The following is a 14,617-nucleotide window of genomic DNA, read 5'->3' on the forward strand; positions in this document are numbered from 1 at the left end:
CTCAACTAAAGAAACTGCGGGCCTTGGCCAGCGCGTCCACGAACGCGTCGGCCTCGGCCTCTGTGTTATATAGGGCGAAGGAGGCGCGCGCGCTCGACGTTACGCCGAAACGGCGCATCAGCGGCTCCGCGCAATGGGTTCCGGCGCGGACGGCGACACCGTAGCGGTCCAGAACCTGGGCGATATCGTGGGCGTGAGCGCCCTCGACCGTGAACGACAGCACCGCGCCCTTGCCGGGGGCCTCGCCCAGGATCCGCACGCCGTTGACGCCGCGCAACTGCTCGGCGACGCGCTCATAGAGGGCGTGCTCATGGGCGAAGATGGCGTCGCGATCCAGGCCGTTCAGCCACTCGATCGCCGCGCCCAGGCCGACGGCCTCCAGAATCGCCGGGGTGCCGGCCTCGAAGCGATGCGGCGGATCGGCATAGGTGATGCGATCCATCGACACCGAGCCGATCATCTCGCCGCCGCCCTGATAAGGCGGCAGGGCCGCCAGGCGCTCGGCCTTGCCGTAGAGCACGCCGATCCCCGTGGGGCCGTACAGCTTGTGGCCGGAGAAGACGTAGAAGTCGACGTCCAGGGCTTTGACGTCGACCTTGGCGTGGACGATGGCCTGGCAACCGTCCAGCAGCACCGGCGCGCCGGCCGCATGGGCCAGGCGGACGATCTCGGCCACGTCGTTGACCGTGCCCAGCACGTTCGACATGTGGGTGACGGCGACCATCTTGGTCTTCGCCGACAGCAGGCCCTTGAAGGCCTCCATGTCGAGGCGGCCGTCGTCGAGCACCGGAATGAACCTCAGCACCACGCCCTTGCGCTCACGCAGGAAGTGCCACGGCACGATGTTGGCGTGGTGCTCCATCTCGGAGATCACGATCTCGTCGCCGGCTTCCAGCGACTGGCCGAACGACGACGCGACCAGGTTCACCGCCTCGGTGGCGCTCTTGGTCCAGACGACTTCATTGGTGTCGGCGTTGATGAAGCGCGCAACGGTTTCGCGCGCCTTTTCATAGGCTTCCGTCGTTTCGTTGGCCAACGTGTGCAGGCCGCGGTGGACGTTGGCGTACGAAGTGCGAGCCAGGCCGACCATGGTGTCCAGCACCACGTCCGGCTTCTGGGCGCTGGCGGCGCTGTCCAGATAGATCAGCGGCTTACCGTGCACGGTGCGCTGCAGGATCGGGAACTGGGCGCGGATCGCCGCGATATCCAGAGCCATCAGCGGACACCGCCCAGCTTGTGCGCGACCCAGGCGGCGGCGATCTCGCGCGCGCCCTCGTGCTCGATGCGGTCGACCACTTCACCGACGAAGGCTTCGGTCAGCATGGCCTTGGCCTCGACCTCGGGGATGCCGCGCTGTTCGGCGTAGAACAGGGCGTTCTCGTCCAGGGCGCCGATCGTGTTGCCGTGCGCACAGGAGACGTCGTCGGCGAAGATCAGAAGCTCGGGCTTGGCGTCGATCTCGGCCTTGTCCGACAGGATCAGGGCATGGTGGCCCATGCGCGCGTCAGTCTGGTCAGCGCCCTGCGCCACCACGATGCGGCCCTGGAAGACGCCGCGGGCCTGGTCGGCAGCCATGCCCTTGGTCAGCTGGCTGGTAATCCCGTCGACGCCGGCGTGGGTGACGACCGTGGTCTGGTCGGCGTGGCGCTGGCCATCCAGCAGATAGACGCCGTCCAGTCGAACCTGCGCATGGGCGCCGGGATGGTTGACGCGGGTCTCGATCCGTTGGCGACGCGCGCCGCCGGTCAGGACGGTCTGGGCGTAGCGAGCGCCGGGCGCGAGCACGACTTCGGCGGTGACGACATTGACCGCCTCGGCGTCGTCCTCGACTAACACGATGCGCTCGACGAAGGCGCCTTCGCCCACGGCGATGTCCAGCAGGACGTCCGACACGTAACCCGAGGCGCGGCCTTCGTGGCTTTCCAGCAAGACCAGGGTCTCGCCGGCCTTGACGACCAGGCTATGGCTCGCGCCCTGCGAGGCCTTGTCGGCCAGGGCGACGAAACGCAGCGCCACGACGCCCGAAGCGGCTTCGGCGTCCGCGACACGGCGGCCGTTGACGAACAGGGTCTCGGTCTCGGCCAGGCCCGCGAACGGACTAGCCGGGATCTTGCCGTCATGCGCCGGCGCGGCGGGCGGCAGCGTCCGCAGCAGCCCGCGCAGGTCGGTCCAGCGCCAGTCCTCGTCGCGCCGCGAGGGCAGCGCGGTCAGGTCGCCGGTCTTGAGGGCGGTCGAAAGGGTCAAGCCGCCACTCCGACGTAGCGGTCGTAACCCTCGGCTTCCAGCTGCAGGGCCAGTTCCGGACCGCCCGAGGCGACGATGCGGCCCGCGGCCAGGACGTGCACCTTGTCGGGTTTGATGTAGTCCAGCAGGCGCTGATAGTGGGTGATCACCAGCATGCCGCGCTCAGGGCTGCGCAGGGCGTTGACGCCTTCGGAGACGATCTTCAGGGCGTCGATGTCCAGGCCGCTGTCGGTCTCGTCCAGGATCAGGAACTTGGGCGACAGCATGGACATCTGGAAGATCTCCATCCGCTTCTTCTCGCCGCCCGAGAAGCCGACGTTCAGGCCGCGCTTGAGCATGTCGAAGTCGATCTTCAGCGCCGCCGCCTTCTCCTTGGCCAGCTTCAGGAAGGCTGGGGCGGCGATCTCGTCCTCGCCGCGCGCGCGGCGCTGGGCGTTCAGCGCGGTGCGGATGAAGGTCAGGGCCGGAACGCCAGGGATTTCAAGCGGATACTGGAAAGATAGAAACAAGCCCTTCGCGGCCCGTTCGTTCGGCTCCAGCGCCAGCAGATCATCGCCGTTCAGCGCCGCCGAGCCCTCGGTGACCTCATAGCCGCCACGGCCGCTGAGCACGTAGGACAGGGTGGACTTGCCGGCCCCGTTCGGGCCCATGATCGCATGGACCTCGCCCGCCGGAACGTCCAGCGTGACGCCCTTCAGGATCGGCTTGTCCTCGACGCGGGCGTGCAGGTTGTTGATAGAAAGCATTTAACCGACGGATCCTTCGAGAGAAATCGCCACGAGCTTCTGGGCCTCGACGGCGAACTCCATGGGCAGTTGTTGCAGCACGTCCTTGACGAAGCCGTTGACCAGCAGGGCCACGGCCTCCTCCTGGGAGAGGCCGCGTTGCTGGCAGTAGAACAGCTGGTCGTCGGACAGGCGCGTGGTGGTGGCCTCGTGCTCGAACACCGACTGGCCATTGCGGGCCTCGATGTAGGGCACGGTGTGGGCCGCGCAGGTCTTGCCGATGAGCAGGCTGTCGCACTGGGTGAAGTTGCGCGCGCCCTTGGCCTTGGGATGGGCCGAGACCAGGCCGCGATAGGTGCTGGTCGACTTGCCGGCGCTGATGCCCTTGGCGACGATCCGCGACTTGGTGTTGGCGCCCAGGTGGATCATCTTGGTGCCGGTGTCGGCCTGCTGATGGCCGTTGGTCACGGCGATCGAATAGAACTCGCCCGACGAGCCCTCGCCGCGCAGCACGCAGGACGGATATTTCCAGGTGATGGCCGAGCCGGTCTCGACCTGGGTCCACGACACCTTGGAGCGGTCGCCGCGGCAGTCGGCGCGTTTGGTGACGAAGTTGTAGATGCCGCCCTTGCCGGTCTCCGGATCGCCCGGGTACCAGTTCTGGACGGTGGAATACTTGATCTCGGCATCATCCAGCAGGACCAGCTCGACCACGGCCGCGTGCAGCTGGTTCTCGTCGCGCATCGGGGCTGTGCAGCCCTCGAGGTAAGAGCAGTAGGCGCCCTTGTCGGCGATGATCAGGGTGCGCTCGAACTGGCCGCTGTCCTTGGCGTTGATGCGAAAATAGGTCGACAGCTCCATCGGGCAGCGCACGCCCGGCGGGATGTAGACGAACGAGCCGTCCGAGAAGACCGCGCTGTTGAGGCAGGCGAAATAGTTGTCCGAGGTCGGCACCACGCTGCCCAGGTACTGGCGCACCAGTTCCGGGTGCTCGCGGATGGCCTCGCTCATCGAGCAGAAGATGACGCCGACGGCGGCCAGCTCCTTCTTGAAGGTGGTGACGACGCTGACGCTGTCGAACACCGCGTCGACAGCGTAGCGGGGCGCGCCCTCGACGCCGGCCAGGACTTCCTGCTCCTTCAGCGGGATGCCCAGCTTGGCGTAGACGGCCAACAGCTCGGGATCGACCTCGTCGAGGCTTTTGGGGCCTTCCTTGGTCTTGGGCGCGGCGTAGTAATAGCTGTCCTGGTAGTCGATCTTGGGGAAGTCGACCTTGGCCCAGTTGGGCTCATCCAGCTCCAGCCAGCGGCGATAGGCCTCCAGACGCCATCCCAGCATCCATTCCGGCTCTTCCTTCTTGGCCGAGATGAAGCGCACGATGTCCTCGGAGAGGCCCTTGGGGGCGAACTCCTGATCGATCTCGGTGGTAAAGCCGTGCTCGTACTTCTCGAGCGCCGCTACGGTATCAACAGTCTCTTTGACCGCGGCCACTACGCCACCTCCCGGCGCCGGGCGCCGATACGCTTCCAGGCGGCGAGCCAGGCGTCGCCACACTTTATCCAATCCGCTTCGGTGCTGGCCCATCCGCCGCTCACTCTGAGAGCGTAAGGAGCCAGATCCGAGCGGCCCATGGCCTCGACCACACGGCTGGCCTTGACCTTGCCCGACGAGCAGGCGCTGCCGGCGCTGACCATCACGCCCGCCAGATCCAGGTTCATGACCTGCACCTCGGAGCCGAAGCCTTCGCCGGCGAAACAGAGGGTTTGGGGCAGGCGTTGCGCGCCCTCCCCGAGCACGACCGCGCCTTCCGCCTTGAGCCGGAAGGCCAAGGCGTCGCGCCAGTGGCCCTGTTCGGCCAGGGAGGCAAGGCCTTCTGGGGCGGCGAGCGCGGCCGCGCCGAAGGCGGCGATGCCCGCCACGTTCTCGGTGCCGGCCCGGCGACCACGTTCCTGGCCGCCGCCATGTTGGCGACGGGTGACGGCGGCGCGCGTGCCGGCGACCAGGGCGCCGACGCCTTGAGGGCCGCCCAGCTTGTGCGCCGACAGCGCCATGGTGTCGGCGCCGAGGCCGGAGAAATCGATGGCGATCTTGCCGGCCGCCTGGACGGCGTCGACATGCAGCCAGCTCTCGTGGGCGCGGACCAGGGCCGAAGCCTCAGCCACCGGCTGGATGACGCCCGTCTCGTTGTTGGCCAGCATCAGGCAGACCAGGGCCTTGCCGGGCGTTTCGAGCGCTTGGGCCAGCCAGGCGAGATCGGCCACGCCATTGCTGTCGACGGGCAGGATCTCGACCGGCAAGCCGGAAACCTTGGCGGTCTCGACCACGGCGTCGTGCTCGACGGCGCTGATGATGATGCGCTGAACGCCTGCGGCCTTGGCGCTGTCGATGGCCAGGGCGTTGGCCTCGGTGCCGCCGCTGACGAAGGTCACAGAACCGGCCGGCACGCCGACCAAGGCGCCGACCTGGGCGCGGGCGCGTTCGACGACATCACGCGCGGCGCGGCCGGCGGCGTGGACGGACGAGGGATTGGCCGGGCTCTCCAGGGCGCGCAGCAGCGCCTCACGCGCTTCCGGCCTCAAAGGGGCCGTGGCGTTATAGTCGAGATAGACCGATGTGCGGTTGATGCTCACTCGGCCGCCATCTCCATGGGGCGACCGCCGATGGCGCCTTGCGGGCGCAGTTCGCCCTTCAGCACATCGGCGACCGACACGCTGGCCAGGTAGCCGTGGATCTGCCGGCCCATCTCTTCCCACAGGTCGTGGGTCATGCAGCGTTCGCCGCCGGCCATGCAGCCCTTGGCCTGGTTCTTCGACAGGCCGCAGCGGGTGGCGCGCAGGGGTTCGTCGACCGCCAGCACGATGTCGGCGATGAAGGTCTCGGTGGCCTTGCGGGCCAGGCGATAGCCGCCGCCGGGGCCGCGGGCGCTGATCACCAGGCCCTTGCGGCGCAGGCGCGCGAACAGCTGCTCCAGATAGGAGAGCGAGATTTGCTGGCGCGCGGCGATCTCGGCCAGGGCCACGGCCCGGCCCTCGCTTTCGTCCTGGCGCTTGGCCAGGTCGGTCATCGCCATGACCGCGTAACGTCCCTTGGTGCTCAGGCGCATCGCCTTACCCCTTGCAGATTCCGCGCGCATCGGCTTTTGCGTGTGCTACAAGCCGCGACTTCGCGCGCGGGCCCTCCAGCCCGCGAACTGGTTGCGATCTAGGAAGACCAAGCGCAGTAGTCAAGTATTCGACGACCCAAATCGTCGGACGACGGACCGCTGACGAGCTCAAGGGAACGACATGCCTGATGTGATTTTGACCGGCGCGTCTGGGCGGATCGAAGGCCGCTATTCTCCGGGCAAGACCGAGACGGCGCCGATCGCGCTGATCCTGCACCCGCACCCCAAGGCCGGCGGTCACATGAACCACCCGGTTTCTGTGCAGCTGTATCACCTGTTCATGAAGCGCGGTTTCGCGACCCTGCGCTTCAATTTCCGCGGCGTCGGCCGTAGCCAGGGTGAGTTCGACGCCGGCATCGGCGAGCTGGCCGACGCAGCCACGGCGCTGGACTGGCTGCAGACTTCCAACCCGGCCGCCAGCCAGACCTGGGTCGCCGGCTTCGACTTCGGCGCCTATATCGGCATGCAGCTGCTGATGCGCCGTCCGGAAACGGACGGCTTCATCTCGGTGTCGCCGCCGACCAATATGTACGACTTCAGCTTCCTGGCCCCCTGCCCGGCCTCGGGCCTGTTCCTCACGGGCTCGGCCGACACCATCACCCCGCCCGTCGAGGTGGAGCGCGTGGTCACCAAGCTGCGGACCCAGAAGGGCATCACGATCGACTACGAGGTCATCGACAAGGCCACCCACTTCTGGGCCGAACACCTGCCCAGCGTCGAGAAGAGCGTCAGCGACTATCTCGACAAGCGCCTGGCGGAAAACCCGATCTAGACGACGTTTTGAAGGCCTCCCTCCGGGGAGGCCTTTTTCATTGTGCGGTGCAGAACAAGCCCCTGGCGTAACGTCGATCTCGCGCCTATGTTTTCATCGATTGATGAATATCAAGCGAGGCGGTGATGCACTACGACATCGTCATCGTCGGCGGGGGCGCCGGCGGACTGGAACTGGCCTCGCGGCTCGGCCGCAAGTTGGGTGGCCGAAATGGCAAGCGGCGCGTGCTCTTGATCGACCGCTCCAGCTTCCACATCTGGAAGCCAACGCTGCACGAGGTAGCCGCCGGCACGCTGGACGTCCACCAAGAGGGCATTTCCTATTCGATCCTGGGCCGCTCGAACGGCTTCAACTTCCTGCTAGGCGAACTGGCGACCTTCGATCCGGCCGCCAAGCGCCTGACGCTGAAGGCGATCCTGGCCGAGGACGGCCAAGTCCTGGCGCCCGAGCGCGCGATCACCTTCACCTATGGCGTGCTGGCGATCGGCTCGGGCTCGAACCTCTTCGGCACGCCGGGCGCGGAAAAGGCGCACCTGCTGGAGCGTACCGAGGACGCCGAAGCCTTCCATGTCCGCCTGCTGGCGGCCTTCACCAAGGCCTCGTTCTCGGCCGACAAGATCATGCGCGTGGCCATCGTCGGCGGCGGGGCGACCGGGGTCGAGCTGTCGGCCGAACTGATCGAGGCCCATCGCGAACTGCTCGGCAGTCTCGGCGACGAGCAGCGCTTCCGCCTGGACGTCACGGTGGTCGAGGCCGGGCCGCGCATCCTCAACGGCCTGCCGCAGAAGATCGCCGACAAGGCTGCGCTGGCTCTGGAGCGCAAGGGCGTCGCCGTCCGCACCGACGCCAAGGTGCTGGCCGTCCATGCCGACCGTCTGGAGACCAGTCAGGGCGACATCCCGGCCGACCTGATCGTCTGGGCGGCCGGGATCAAGGCCGCCGACGCCAACGCCAGCTTTGGCCTGGAGACCAATCGCGGCAACCAGTTCGTGGTCAACGATCGGCTGGAGACCTCTGCGCCGGACGTCTGGGCCTTGGGCGACTGCGCCGCCGCGCCGTGGAAGGACGGTCGCACTGTCCCGGCCCGCGCCCAGGCCGCTCACCAGCAGGCCAGCTATCTGGAAAAGGCCCTGCTGGCGCGCCTGCGCCAGGGCCGGGTCACCGAGCCGTTCGTCTATCGCGATTTCGGCTCGCTGGTGTCGCTGGGCGACGACAAGGGCGTCGGGGCGCTGATGGGCGGTCTGGGAGGGCCGAACTTCTTCGTCGAGGGCCTGATCGCCAAGTGGGCCTACATGTCGCTGCACCTGGACCACCACCGGGCGATCCTGGGCGTGGGCCGCACCGCGACGCTAGCCCTGGCGCGGCTGCTGCAGCAGCGAGTGTCAGGCCGACTGAAGCTGCACTAGGGCTTGGCGATCCGCCCGCCGGTCATCGGCGCTGTCACGCCCGTGGTGCCAGGGAAGCTGATCGGCAGGCCTCTCGCCGTCCGCGCCGCCAGATAGGCGAAGGCTTCGGCCTCGATGGCGTCGCCGCGCCAGCCATAGGCCTCGGCGGCCTTGACCGGCACAGGCGCGCGGTCGGCCAGGGTCTTCATGATCGCCGGATTGTGCCGGCCGCCACCGCAGACAATCAGGGCGCTGGGCGTCTCGCCGCCTTGGCTGAAGGCCCGGAATACGCCTGCGGCCGTGAAGGCCACCAGCGTCGCGGCGGCGTCCTCGGGCGACAGGTGCGCAACCGGGGCCAGGGAGAAGTCGTAGCGGTCGAGCGACTTGGGAACCGGGGCGTCGAAATACGGGCTGGAGAGCAGCGCGTTCAGGGCCAGTTCGTCGACGCGGCCGACCGAGGCCAGCTTGCCGTCCTGATCGAAGCGGGCGATGCCGCGCTCCTGCAGCATCAGGTCGATCATGCCGTTGCCGGGGCCGGTGTCGAAGGCCAGCAGCGATCCATCCGCCCCGATCAGGGTGATGTTGGCCACCCCGCCGATGTTCAGCGCCGCGACCGGCGCGGCCAGGCCCGAAGCCCGCGCGCGGGCGGCGTGGTAGATCGGGGCTAGCGGAGCGCCCTCCCCGCCGGCCGCGACGTCGGCGGTGCGGAAGTCGTAGGCCACCGGACGGCCGCAGGCCTTGGCCAGGCGTTCTGCGTCCAGCAACTGAACGGTGCGACCTACGCGCTCGGCGGTCGGGCGCTCGTGCAGCACCGTCTGACCGTGGACGCCCAGGAGATCGAAGTCGGCCCAGGAAAGGCCGTGCTCCTCCAGGAAGCTCGTTGCGGCATGGAAATGCTCGTCGGCGACGGCTTTGCGAGCCTCGTCGAAGATCGCCGGTTCGGGCTCGCCGCGTGGCCAGGCGCGGGCGATGTCGGTGGTCTTCAGCAGCAGATCGCGGGTCGCCTCGCGCAGCTTGCGCTCGCCCGCCGGGCCGAAGCCCTGGATCTCTTCGCCGTCGGTCTCCAGCACCGCCATGTCGACCGCGTCGAGCGAGGTGCCGGTCATGAATCCCAGGATCTTCATGCGACGTTGACTGCCACGCCCGCCCCGCTGTAGCTAGGCCCCATGATCGACGCTTTCGTCCTGGCTCGCCCTTATTACCGCCCGCTGCCATAGCGGGAGGCCGACCAGACACGTCGCCGCCCCGCCTTGCCGGGGTCGCTCTTTTTCCAGTCGATCATGCGCTCCGGCCCCTCCCCGGAGTATGAAATGAAACCCTCACATTCGGACCCCGCCGTGCTAGACGGCGCCCCATCGCAATCAGAGAGTCGAGCCATGTCCGCCGCCGCGTCCTTCAAGTCGGATTTCCTGCGCACCATGCAGGCGCGCGGCTACATCCATCAGATCACTCATCCGGATGAGCTGGACGCCGCCGCGGCCGCCGGAACGATCGTGGCCTACATCGGCTTCGACGCCACCGCCGCCAGCCTGCACGTCGGTCACCTGATTCAGATCATGATGCTGCGCCGCCTCCAGAAGGCCGGTCACAAGCCGATCGTCCTGATGGGCGGCGGCACGACCCGCGTCGGCGATCCCAGCTTCAAGGACACCCAGCGCCCGCTGCTGACCGACGAGCAGATCCAGGCCAACATCGCCGGCATCAAGCAGGTCTTCACCAACTTCCTGACCTTCGGCGACGGCCCGACCGACGCTGTGATGGTCGACAACGACGAGTGGCTGAGCAAGCTGGGCTACGTGCAGTTCCTGCGCGACTACGGCGTGCACTTCACCATCAATCGGATGCTGACCTTCGACTCGGTCAAGCTGCGGCTCGAGCGCGAGCAGCCGATGACCTTCCTCGAATTCAACTACATGCTGATGCAGGCCACCGACTTCCTGGAGCTGAACCGCAAGTACGGCTGCGTGCTGCAGATGGGCGGCTCGGACCAGTGGGGCAACATCCTGAACGGCGTCGAACTGACCCGCCGCGTCGACCAGAAGGCCGCCTTCGGCCTGACCACGCCGCTGTTGACCACGGCCTCGGGCGCCAAGATGGGCAAGACCATGTCGGGCGCAGTGTGGCTGAACGCCGACCAACTGAGCTCGTACGACTACTGGCAGTTCTGGCGAAACACCGAAGACGCCGACGTCGGCCGCTTCCTGAAGCTGTTTACCGACCTGCCGCTTGAAAAGATCGCCGAACTGGAAGCCTTGGAAGGCGCCCAGATCAACGAAGCCAAGAAGGTGCTGGCCGACGAGGCCACGACCCTGGTCCACGGCGCGGACGAGGCTCGCAAGGCGCGTGAAACCGCCGAGAAGGCCTTCGAACAAGGCGTGCTGTCGGCCGACCTGCCGACCTTCGAGGTTGCGGCTGCGGATCTGGAAGCCGGCATCGTGCTGGCGGCCCTGTTCACCGACGCTGGTCTGGCCGCGTCGCGCGGCGAGGCGCGTCGCCTGGCCCAGGGCGGCGGCGTGAAGGTCAATGACGCGGCCGAGGCCGACGCCAATCGCACGATCACCTCGGCCGACCTCGTCGAGGGCGTGGTCAAGCTGGCCGCCGGCAAGAAGAAGATCGTGTTGGTGAAGCCCGTTTAGTTATCTAGTTTCCCTTGCGGGATATCTGGTTGATTGTCGTCCCGGCAGCGGCTTAGCCAAGGATTCGCGTCCTGGCGGCGCCCGGCCGGGACGGCCGTTCATGTGGAGACGCGTTCGATGCTGCAACCCGGCGACAAGGCCCCCGACTTCGACCTGCCGACCGACACCGGCCGGGTCAGCCTGGCGGGCCTGAAGGGCAAGAACGTCGTGCTCTATTTCTATCCGAAGGACGACACCGCCGGCTGCACGTCCGAGGCTCTGCAGTTCTCGTCGGAAGTCGAGGAGTTCCAGAAGCTGGGCGCGGTGATCGTGGGCGTGTCCAAGGACAGCGCCGCCTCGCACGCCAAGTTCCGCAAGAAGCACGACCTGACCATCGAACTGGCCGCCGACCCGCTGGGCGACATCGTCGAGGCCTATGGCGCCTGGGTCGAGAAGAGCATGTACGGCCGCAAGTACATGGGCATCGATCGCTCGACCTTCCTGATCGACCGCGAGGGCGTCGTCCGCGAGGTCTGGCGCAAGGTTAAGGTGCCGGGGCACATCAAGGCGGTGATGAACGCCGCCAAGGCCATCAAGTAAGCTTCACACAATAAATTCGCCTGGCGCGGGAACCTTCGCTCGCCATCTGTGTTGTATCTCAGCCTCTACCTGTGACCTTTCGGCAGAGCCTCACGCTTAACGCGTGGTCTTGGCGGTTAGGATTCATTAAGAAATGGGGCGCAAGGTGCTATTTCGCGACTCGCGCTCACTTGGGGCGCTAAGAGTCTTGCGCCTTTCCGCTTTCTCGTAGCATATCCCCCAGACCTGAAACGGGGGGTTTCCTGGTACGATGGCGATCAAGCGCTTCAAGCGGCTGCGGCATTCTCTGGAAGCGCTGTTTCCCGAGCGACACATCTATATCCGCTCCGGCGGCGAGATGCGTGGGTACGTCTTTTCCACCACCAAACAGCTTTTGGGCGCGACCTGCGTCGCCGCCGGCGCGCTGTGGATGGGGGTCTGCACCGCTTCGATGATGGTCAACGCCCTGGCGGTCAGCTCGACCGACCAGCAGGTCATCCGCCAAAAGGCCTATTACGAGCGCCTCAACGCCGATCGCCAGGCCCGCCTGAACAGCGCCGTGGCCCAGCTGTCGGCCACCAACGGCTCGCTGGACGATCTGGCCAGCTCGGTCGAGAAGCGCCACGCCGCCCTCGCTATCCTGGTCTCCGACTTCAAGGGCGTGCCCGGCGCCGCCGACGCTCTGAAGGTCGCCAAGCCGCGCCTGCTGGCCGCCAGCCCGGTCCAGCGCATCCAGGCCACGCGCATGGACCAAGAACGCCTGATCGACGCCGCCGAAGGCTTCGCCAAGAGCCGCGCCGAGCGCCTGCGCCTGGCCATGAAGATGGCGGGCCTGGACGCCGGCAACTTCACCAATCGCGGCGCTTCGCTGGGCGGTCCGCTGATCGAGGCCAAGGACCCGCGCGCCCTGGCCGCCGTGCTGGACGTCGACGAAGAGTTCGCCACCCGCATTCAACGCGCCGCCAACGACATGTCGGACATGCGCTCGCTGGGCGCGGCGACCAAGAAGCTGCCGCTGTATCGTCCGACCAGCAATCCGGCCCTGTCGTCCAGCTACGGCGTCCGGTTCGACCCGTTCACGCGCCGGCCGGCCTTCCATTCGGGCCTGGACTTCCCGGGCGCCTTCTACACTCCGATCATGGCCACCGCGCCGGGCGTCGTGTCGTTCACGGGCGTACGTTCGGGCTACGGCAACACGGTCGAGATCGACCACGGCAACGGCTTCAAGACCCGCTACGCCCACCTGGCCACCATCGGCGTCCGCGTCGGCCAGCGCGTGGCGATCGGCAACCGGATCGCCGCCATGGGCTCGACCGGCCGTTCGACCGGTCCGCACCTGCACTACGAAGTCTGGGTCAACGGTAAGGCCCAGAACCCCAATCGTTTCTTGAAGGCTGGTGAGTATGTTCAGCAAGCAAGCTAAGTCGTCCAAGACCCCGGCCCGCATCGAGCCGCTGCCGACCCCGATGGCCATGCCGCCGGTAGAGCCGGCCCGTCGCGCCCCGCCCAAGGTCGCCTCGCTGCTCTCGGCCGACCTGACCATCGAAGGCGGCGTCACCGGCGAAGGCGAGCTGCAGATCGACGGCGTGGTCAAGGGCGACGTCCGCGTCGGCCGCCTGACCGTGGGCGAGACCGGCCACATCGAAGGTAGCGTCTATGCCGAGGCCGTCGAAGTGCGCGGCCGTGTCGTCGGCGCGATCACCTCCAAGCAGGTCCGCCTGCACGGCACCTCGTACGTCGATGGCGACATCACCCACGAGCAGTTGGCCATGGAAACCGGCGCCTTCTTCCAGGGTCGCAGCCTGAAGTTCCAGCGCCCCGCCCCGCCAGTCGCCCAACCGGCCCCGGCGCCGCATCCCGAGACCCTGGCGATCGCCAAGCCCGCCGCCGGCTGAGGCTTCATCAAGGCTAGATACAAGAACGCCCCGGATCGCTCCGGGGCGTTTTCGTTTGTGTCTACGAGAAGCCCTTAAGCCTCGCCGCCATCCCGCGTCGCGCCGACCCGCTGGGCCAGAGAAGCGCCCATGAAGGCGTCCAGATCGCCGTCCAGCACGCCGGCGGTGTCGGAGGTCTCGACGTTGGTCCGCAGGTCCTTGACCATCTGGTAGGGCTGCAGGACGTAGCTGCGGATCTGGTGACCCCAGCCGATGTCGGTCTTCTGGTCTTCCAGCGCCTGCTGGGCGGCTTCCCGCTTTTGCAGTTCCACCTCGTAAAGGCGCGCGCGCAGCATCTTCCAGGCCTCGTCGCGGTTCTGGTGCTGCGAGCGACCGGTCTGGCAAGCCACGGCGATGCCGGTCGGAATGTGCGTCAGGCGCACGGCCGAGTCGGTCTTGTTGATGTGCTGACCGCCGGCGCCCGAAGCGCGGTAGGTGTCGGTCCGCACGTCGGCCGGGTTGATCTCGATCTCGATCGTGTCGTCGACGACGGGATAGACCCAGGCCGAGGCGAACGAGGTGTGGCGACGAGCGCTGCTGTCATAGGGGCTGATGCGCACCAGACGGTGCACGCCGGCTTCGGTCTTCAGCCAGCCATAGGCGTTGGGACCCTTGACCAGCAGCGTGGCGGACTTGATGCCCGCCTGGTCGCCATCGGTCTCTTCGATCAGCTCGGTCGTCATGCCGTGGGCGTTGGCCCAGCGCGTGTACATGCGCAGCAGGATGCCGGCCCAGTCGCACGACTCGGTGCCGCCGGCCCCGGAGTTGATTTCGACATAGCAGTCGTTGCCGTCAGCCTCGCCCGAGAGCAGAGCCTCCAGCTCGGCGCGGCCGGCGCGGTCCTTCAGCGCCTTCAGCTGGGCGCGGGCGTCGTTCAGGGAGTCCTCGTCGGACTCCATGTCGGCCAGTTCGGCGTATTCGACCGCGTCCTTCAGGTCGCGTTCGATCGACTGCACGGCCTCGACCTTGGCGGCTAGGGCGGCGCGGTCCCGCGAAACGGCCTGGGCCTCGGACGGACGATCCCAAAGAGTCGGGTCTTCGACCCGGGCGTTCAGCTCATCGAGCTTTCGGAGGGCGACATCCCAGTCAAAGACGCCTCCTGAGCAGTCCCAGGGACTGCTCGATGTCGGCTGCAGCAGCCTCGACATCCGGTCTCATCACGTTACTCCGTGACAGTGTTGAAGGGCGCGGGAGATAGCG

General features: G+C 67.2%; 15 protein-coding genes. 7 read left to right on the plus strand and 8 right to left on the minus strand.

The features are described from left to right. Position 1 precedes the first annotated feature (1 nt). The 6 genes from E1H18_RS18825 to E1H18_RS18850 are packed head-to-tail and all read right to left on the minus strand — an operon-like array spanning position 2 to position 6,072. A complete protein-coding gene (locus E1H18_RS18825; protein ID WP_172271349.1) occupies positions 2-1,216 on the minus strand; it encodes an aminotransferase class V-fold PLP-dependent enzyme in 1,215 nt (404 codons plus the stop codon). Further along, positions 1,216-2,244, minus strand: a complete 1,029-nt coding sequence (gene sufD / locus E1H18_RS18830) for a Fe-S cluster assembly protein SufD (RefSeq protein WP_172271351.1) — start codon at positions 2,242-2,244, stop codon at positions 1,216-1,218. Before sufD ends, E1H18_RS18825 begins: the two co-directional genes overlap by 1 nt. Continuing rightward, positions 2,241-2,990, minus strand: a complete 750-nt coding sequence (gene sufC / locus E1H18_RS18835; protein ID WP_172271353.1) for a Fe-S cluster assembly ATPase SufC — start codon at positions 2,988-2,990, stop codon at positions 2,241-2,243. Before sufC ends, sufD begins: the two co-directional genes overlap by 4 nt. Continuing rightward, complete coding sequence (gene sufB / locus E1H18_RS18840; protein WP_172271354.1) at positions 2,991-4,460, minus strand: Fe-S cluster assembly protein SufB; 1,470 nt, start codon at positions 4,458-4,460, stop codon at positions 2,991-2,993. It abuts the gene before it with no gap. After that, positions 4,460-5,599 carry an aminotransferase class V-fold PLP-dependent enzyme gene (locus tag E1H18_RS18845; RefSeq protein ID WP_172271356.1) on the minus strand — a complete coding sequence of 380 codons (1,140 nt, stop codon included), beginning with the start codon at positions 5,597-5,599 and terminating at the stop codon, positions 4,460-4,462. The genes sufB and E1H18_RS18845 overlap by 1 nt, the downstream gene beginning before the upstream one ends. Next, a complete protein-coding gene (locus E1H18_RS18850; protein WP_172271358.1) occupies positions 5,596-6,072 on the minus strand; it encodes an Rrf2 family transcriptional regulator in 477 nt (158 codons plus the stop codon). The genes E1H18_RS18845 and E1H18_RS18850 overlap by 4 nt, the downstream gene beginning before the upstream one ends. A gap of 181 nt (positions 6,073-6,253) precedes the next feature. Here E1H18_RS18850 and E1H18_RS18855 point away from each other — a divergent pair, with 181 nt between their 5' ends. Together E1H18_RS18855 and E1H18_RS18860 are read left to right on the plus strand one after the other, a co-directional pair. After that, complete coding sequence (locus E1H18_RS18855) at positions 6,254-6,904, plus strand: alpha/beta hydrolase (RefSeq protein ID WP_004615265.1); 651 nt, start codon at positions 6,254-6,256, stop codon at positions 6,902-6,904. A gap of 125 nt (positions 6,905-7,029) precedes the next feature. Further along, positions 7,030-8,310 (plus strand): NAD(P)/FAD-dependent oxidoreductase, encoded by a 1,281-nt coding sequence (locus E1H18_RS18860; RefSeq protein ID WP_172271359.1) that lies wholly within the window; start codon positions 7,030-7,032, stop codon positions 8,308-8,310. On the opposite strand, the gene E1H18_RS18865 is transcribed toward E1H18_RS18860, so the two are convergent. Next, on the minus strand, positions 8,307-9,413 hold the full coding sequence (locus tag E1H18_RS18865) for an anhydro-N-acetylmuramic acid kinase (RefSeq protein ID WP_172271361.1): 1,107 nt from the start codon (positions 9,411-9,413) through the stop codon (positions 8,307-8,309). The two genes, E1H18_RS18860 and E1H18_RS18865, sit on opposite strands and share 4 nt — an antisense overlap. Positions 9,414-9,455: 42 nt before the next feature. Here E1H18_RS18865 and E1H18_RS18870 point away from each other — a divergent pair, with 42 nt between their 5' ends. The 5 genes from E1H18_RS18870 to E1H18_RS18890 all read left to right on the plus strand — a co-directional run bounded on the left by E1H18_RS18870 (position 9,456) and on the right by E1H18_RS18890 (position 13,378). Continuing rightward, the gene (locus tag E1H18_RS18870) at positions 9,456-9,506 is read left to right on the plus strand and encodes a hypothetical protein (RefSeq protein ID WP_024265744.1); all 51 of its coding nucleotides are present in this window, start codon (positions 9,456-9,458) and stop codon (positions 9,504-9,506) included. 93 nt (positions 9,507-9,599) lie between these two features. Next, positions 9,600-10,925, plus strand: a complete 1,326-nt coding sequence (tyrS, locus tag E1H18_RS18875; protein ID WP_172271363.1) for a tyrosine--tRNA ligase — start codon at positions 9,600-9,602, stop codon at positions 10,923-10,925. Positions 10,926-11,042: 117 nt separating this feature from the next. Next, complete coding sequence (locus E1H18_RS18880) at positions 11,043-11,504, plus strand: peroxiredoxin (RefSeq protein WP_172271364.1); 462 nt, start codon at positions 11,043-11,045, stop codon at positions 11,502-11,504. 250 nt (positions 11,505-11,754) lie between these two features. After that, complete coding sequence (locus E1H18_RS18885; RefSeq protein WP_172271366.1) at positions 11,755-12,906, plus strand: peptidoglycan DD-metalloendopeptidase family protein; 1,152 nt, start codon at positions 11,755-11,757, stop codon at positions 12,904-12,906. Then, positions 12,887-13,378: a polymer-forming cytoskeletal protein gene (locus E1H18_RS18890; protein WP_172271368.1), complete on the plus strand. Its 492-nt coding sequence runs from the start codon at positions 12,887-12,889 to the stop codon at positions 13,376-13,378. Before E1H18_RS18885 ends, E1H18_RS18890 begins: the two co-directional genes overlap by 20 nt. A gap of 74 nt (positions 13,379-13,452) precedes the next feature. On the opposite strand, the gene prfB is transcribed toward E1H18_RS18890, so the two are convergent. Next, positions 13,453-14,575 (minus strand): peptide chain release factor 2 gene (gene prfB / locus E1H18_RS18895; protein WP_172271369.1). Its coding sequence is split into 2 segments (ribosomal slippage): positions 13,453-14,505 and positions 14,507-14,575, totalling 1,122 coding nucleotides; the frame shifts between segments, so codons are not numbered across the junction. Positions 14,576-14,617 lie beyond the last annotated feature (42 nt).

The sequence above is a fragment of the Caulobacter sp. RHG1 genome (genome assembly GCF_013181195.1).
Taxonomy (GTDB): domain Bacteria; phylum Pseudomonadota; class Alphaproteobacteria; order Caulobacterales; family Caulobacteraceae; genus Caulobacter.

Bases quoted from the DNA above. Each gene is read 5' to 3' on its own strand.
- E1H18_RS18880 (WP_172271364.1), top strand. From the start codon at position 11,043: ATGCTGCAACCCGGCGACAAGGCCCCCGACTTCGACCTGCCGACCGAC.
- sufC (WP_172271353.1), bottom strand. From the start codon at position 2,990: ATGCTTTCTATCAACAACCTGCACGCCCGCGTCGAGGACAAGCCGATC.
- E1H18_RS18885 (WP_172271366.1), top strand. From the start codon at position 11,755: ATGGCGATCAAGCGCTTCAAGCGGCTGCGGCATTCTCTGGAAGCGCTG.
- E1H18_RS18860 (WP_172271359.1), top strand. From the start codon at position 7,030: ATGCACTACGACATCGTCATCGTCGGCGGGGGCGCCGGCGGACTGGAA.
- E1H18_RS18890 (WP_172271368.1), top strand. From the start codon at position 12,887: ATGTTCAGCAAGCAAGCTAAGTCGTCCAAGACCCCGGCCCGCATCGAG.
- E1H18_RS18825 (WP_172271349.1), bottom strand. From the start codon at position 1,216: ATGGCTCTGGATATCGCGGCGATCCGCGCCCAGTTCCCGATCCTGCAG.
- E1H18_RS18865 (WP_172271361.1), bottom strand. From the start codon at position 9,413: ATGAAGATCCTGGGATTCATGACCGGCACCTCGCTCGACGCGGTCGAC.
- E1H18_RS18850 (WP_172271358.1), bottom strand. From the start codon at position 6,072: ATGCGCCTGAGCACCAAGGGACGTTACGCGGTCATGGCGATGACCGAC.
- E1H18_RS18855 (WP_004615265.1), top strand. From the start codon at position 6,254: ATGCCTGATGTGATTTTGACCGGCGCGTCTGGGCGGATCGAAGGCCGC.
- tyrS (WP_172271363.1), top strand. From the start codon at position 9,600: ATGAAACCCTCACATTCGGACCCCGCCGTGCTAGACGGCGCCCCATCG.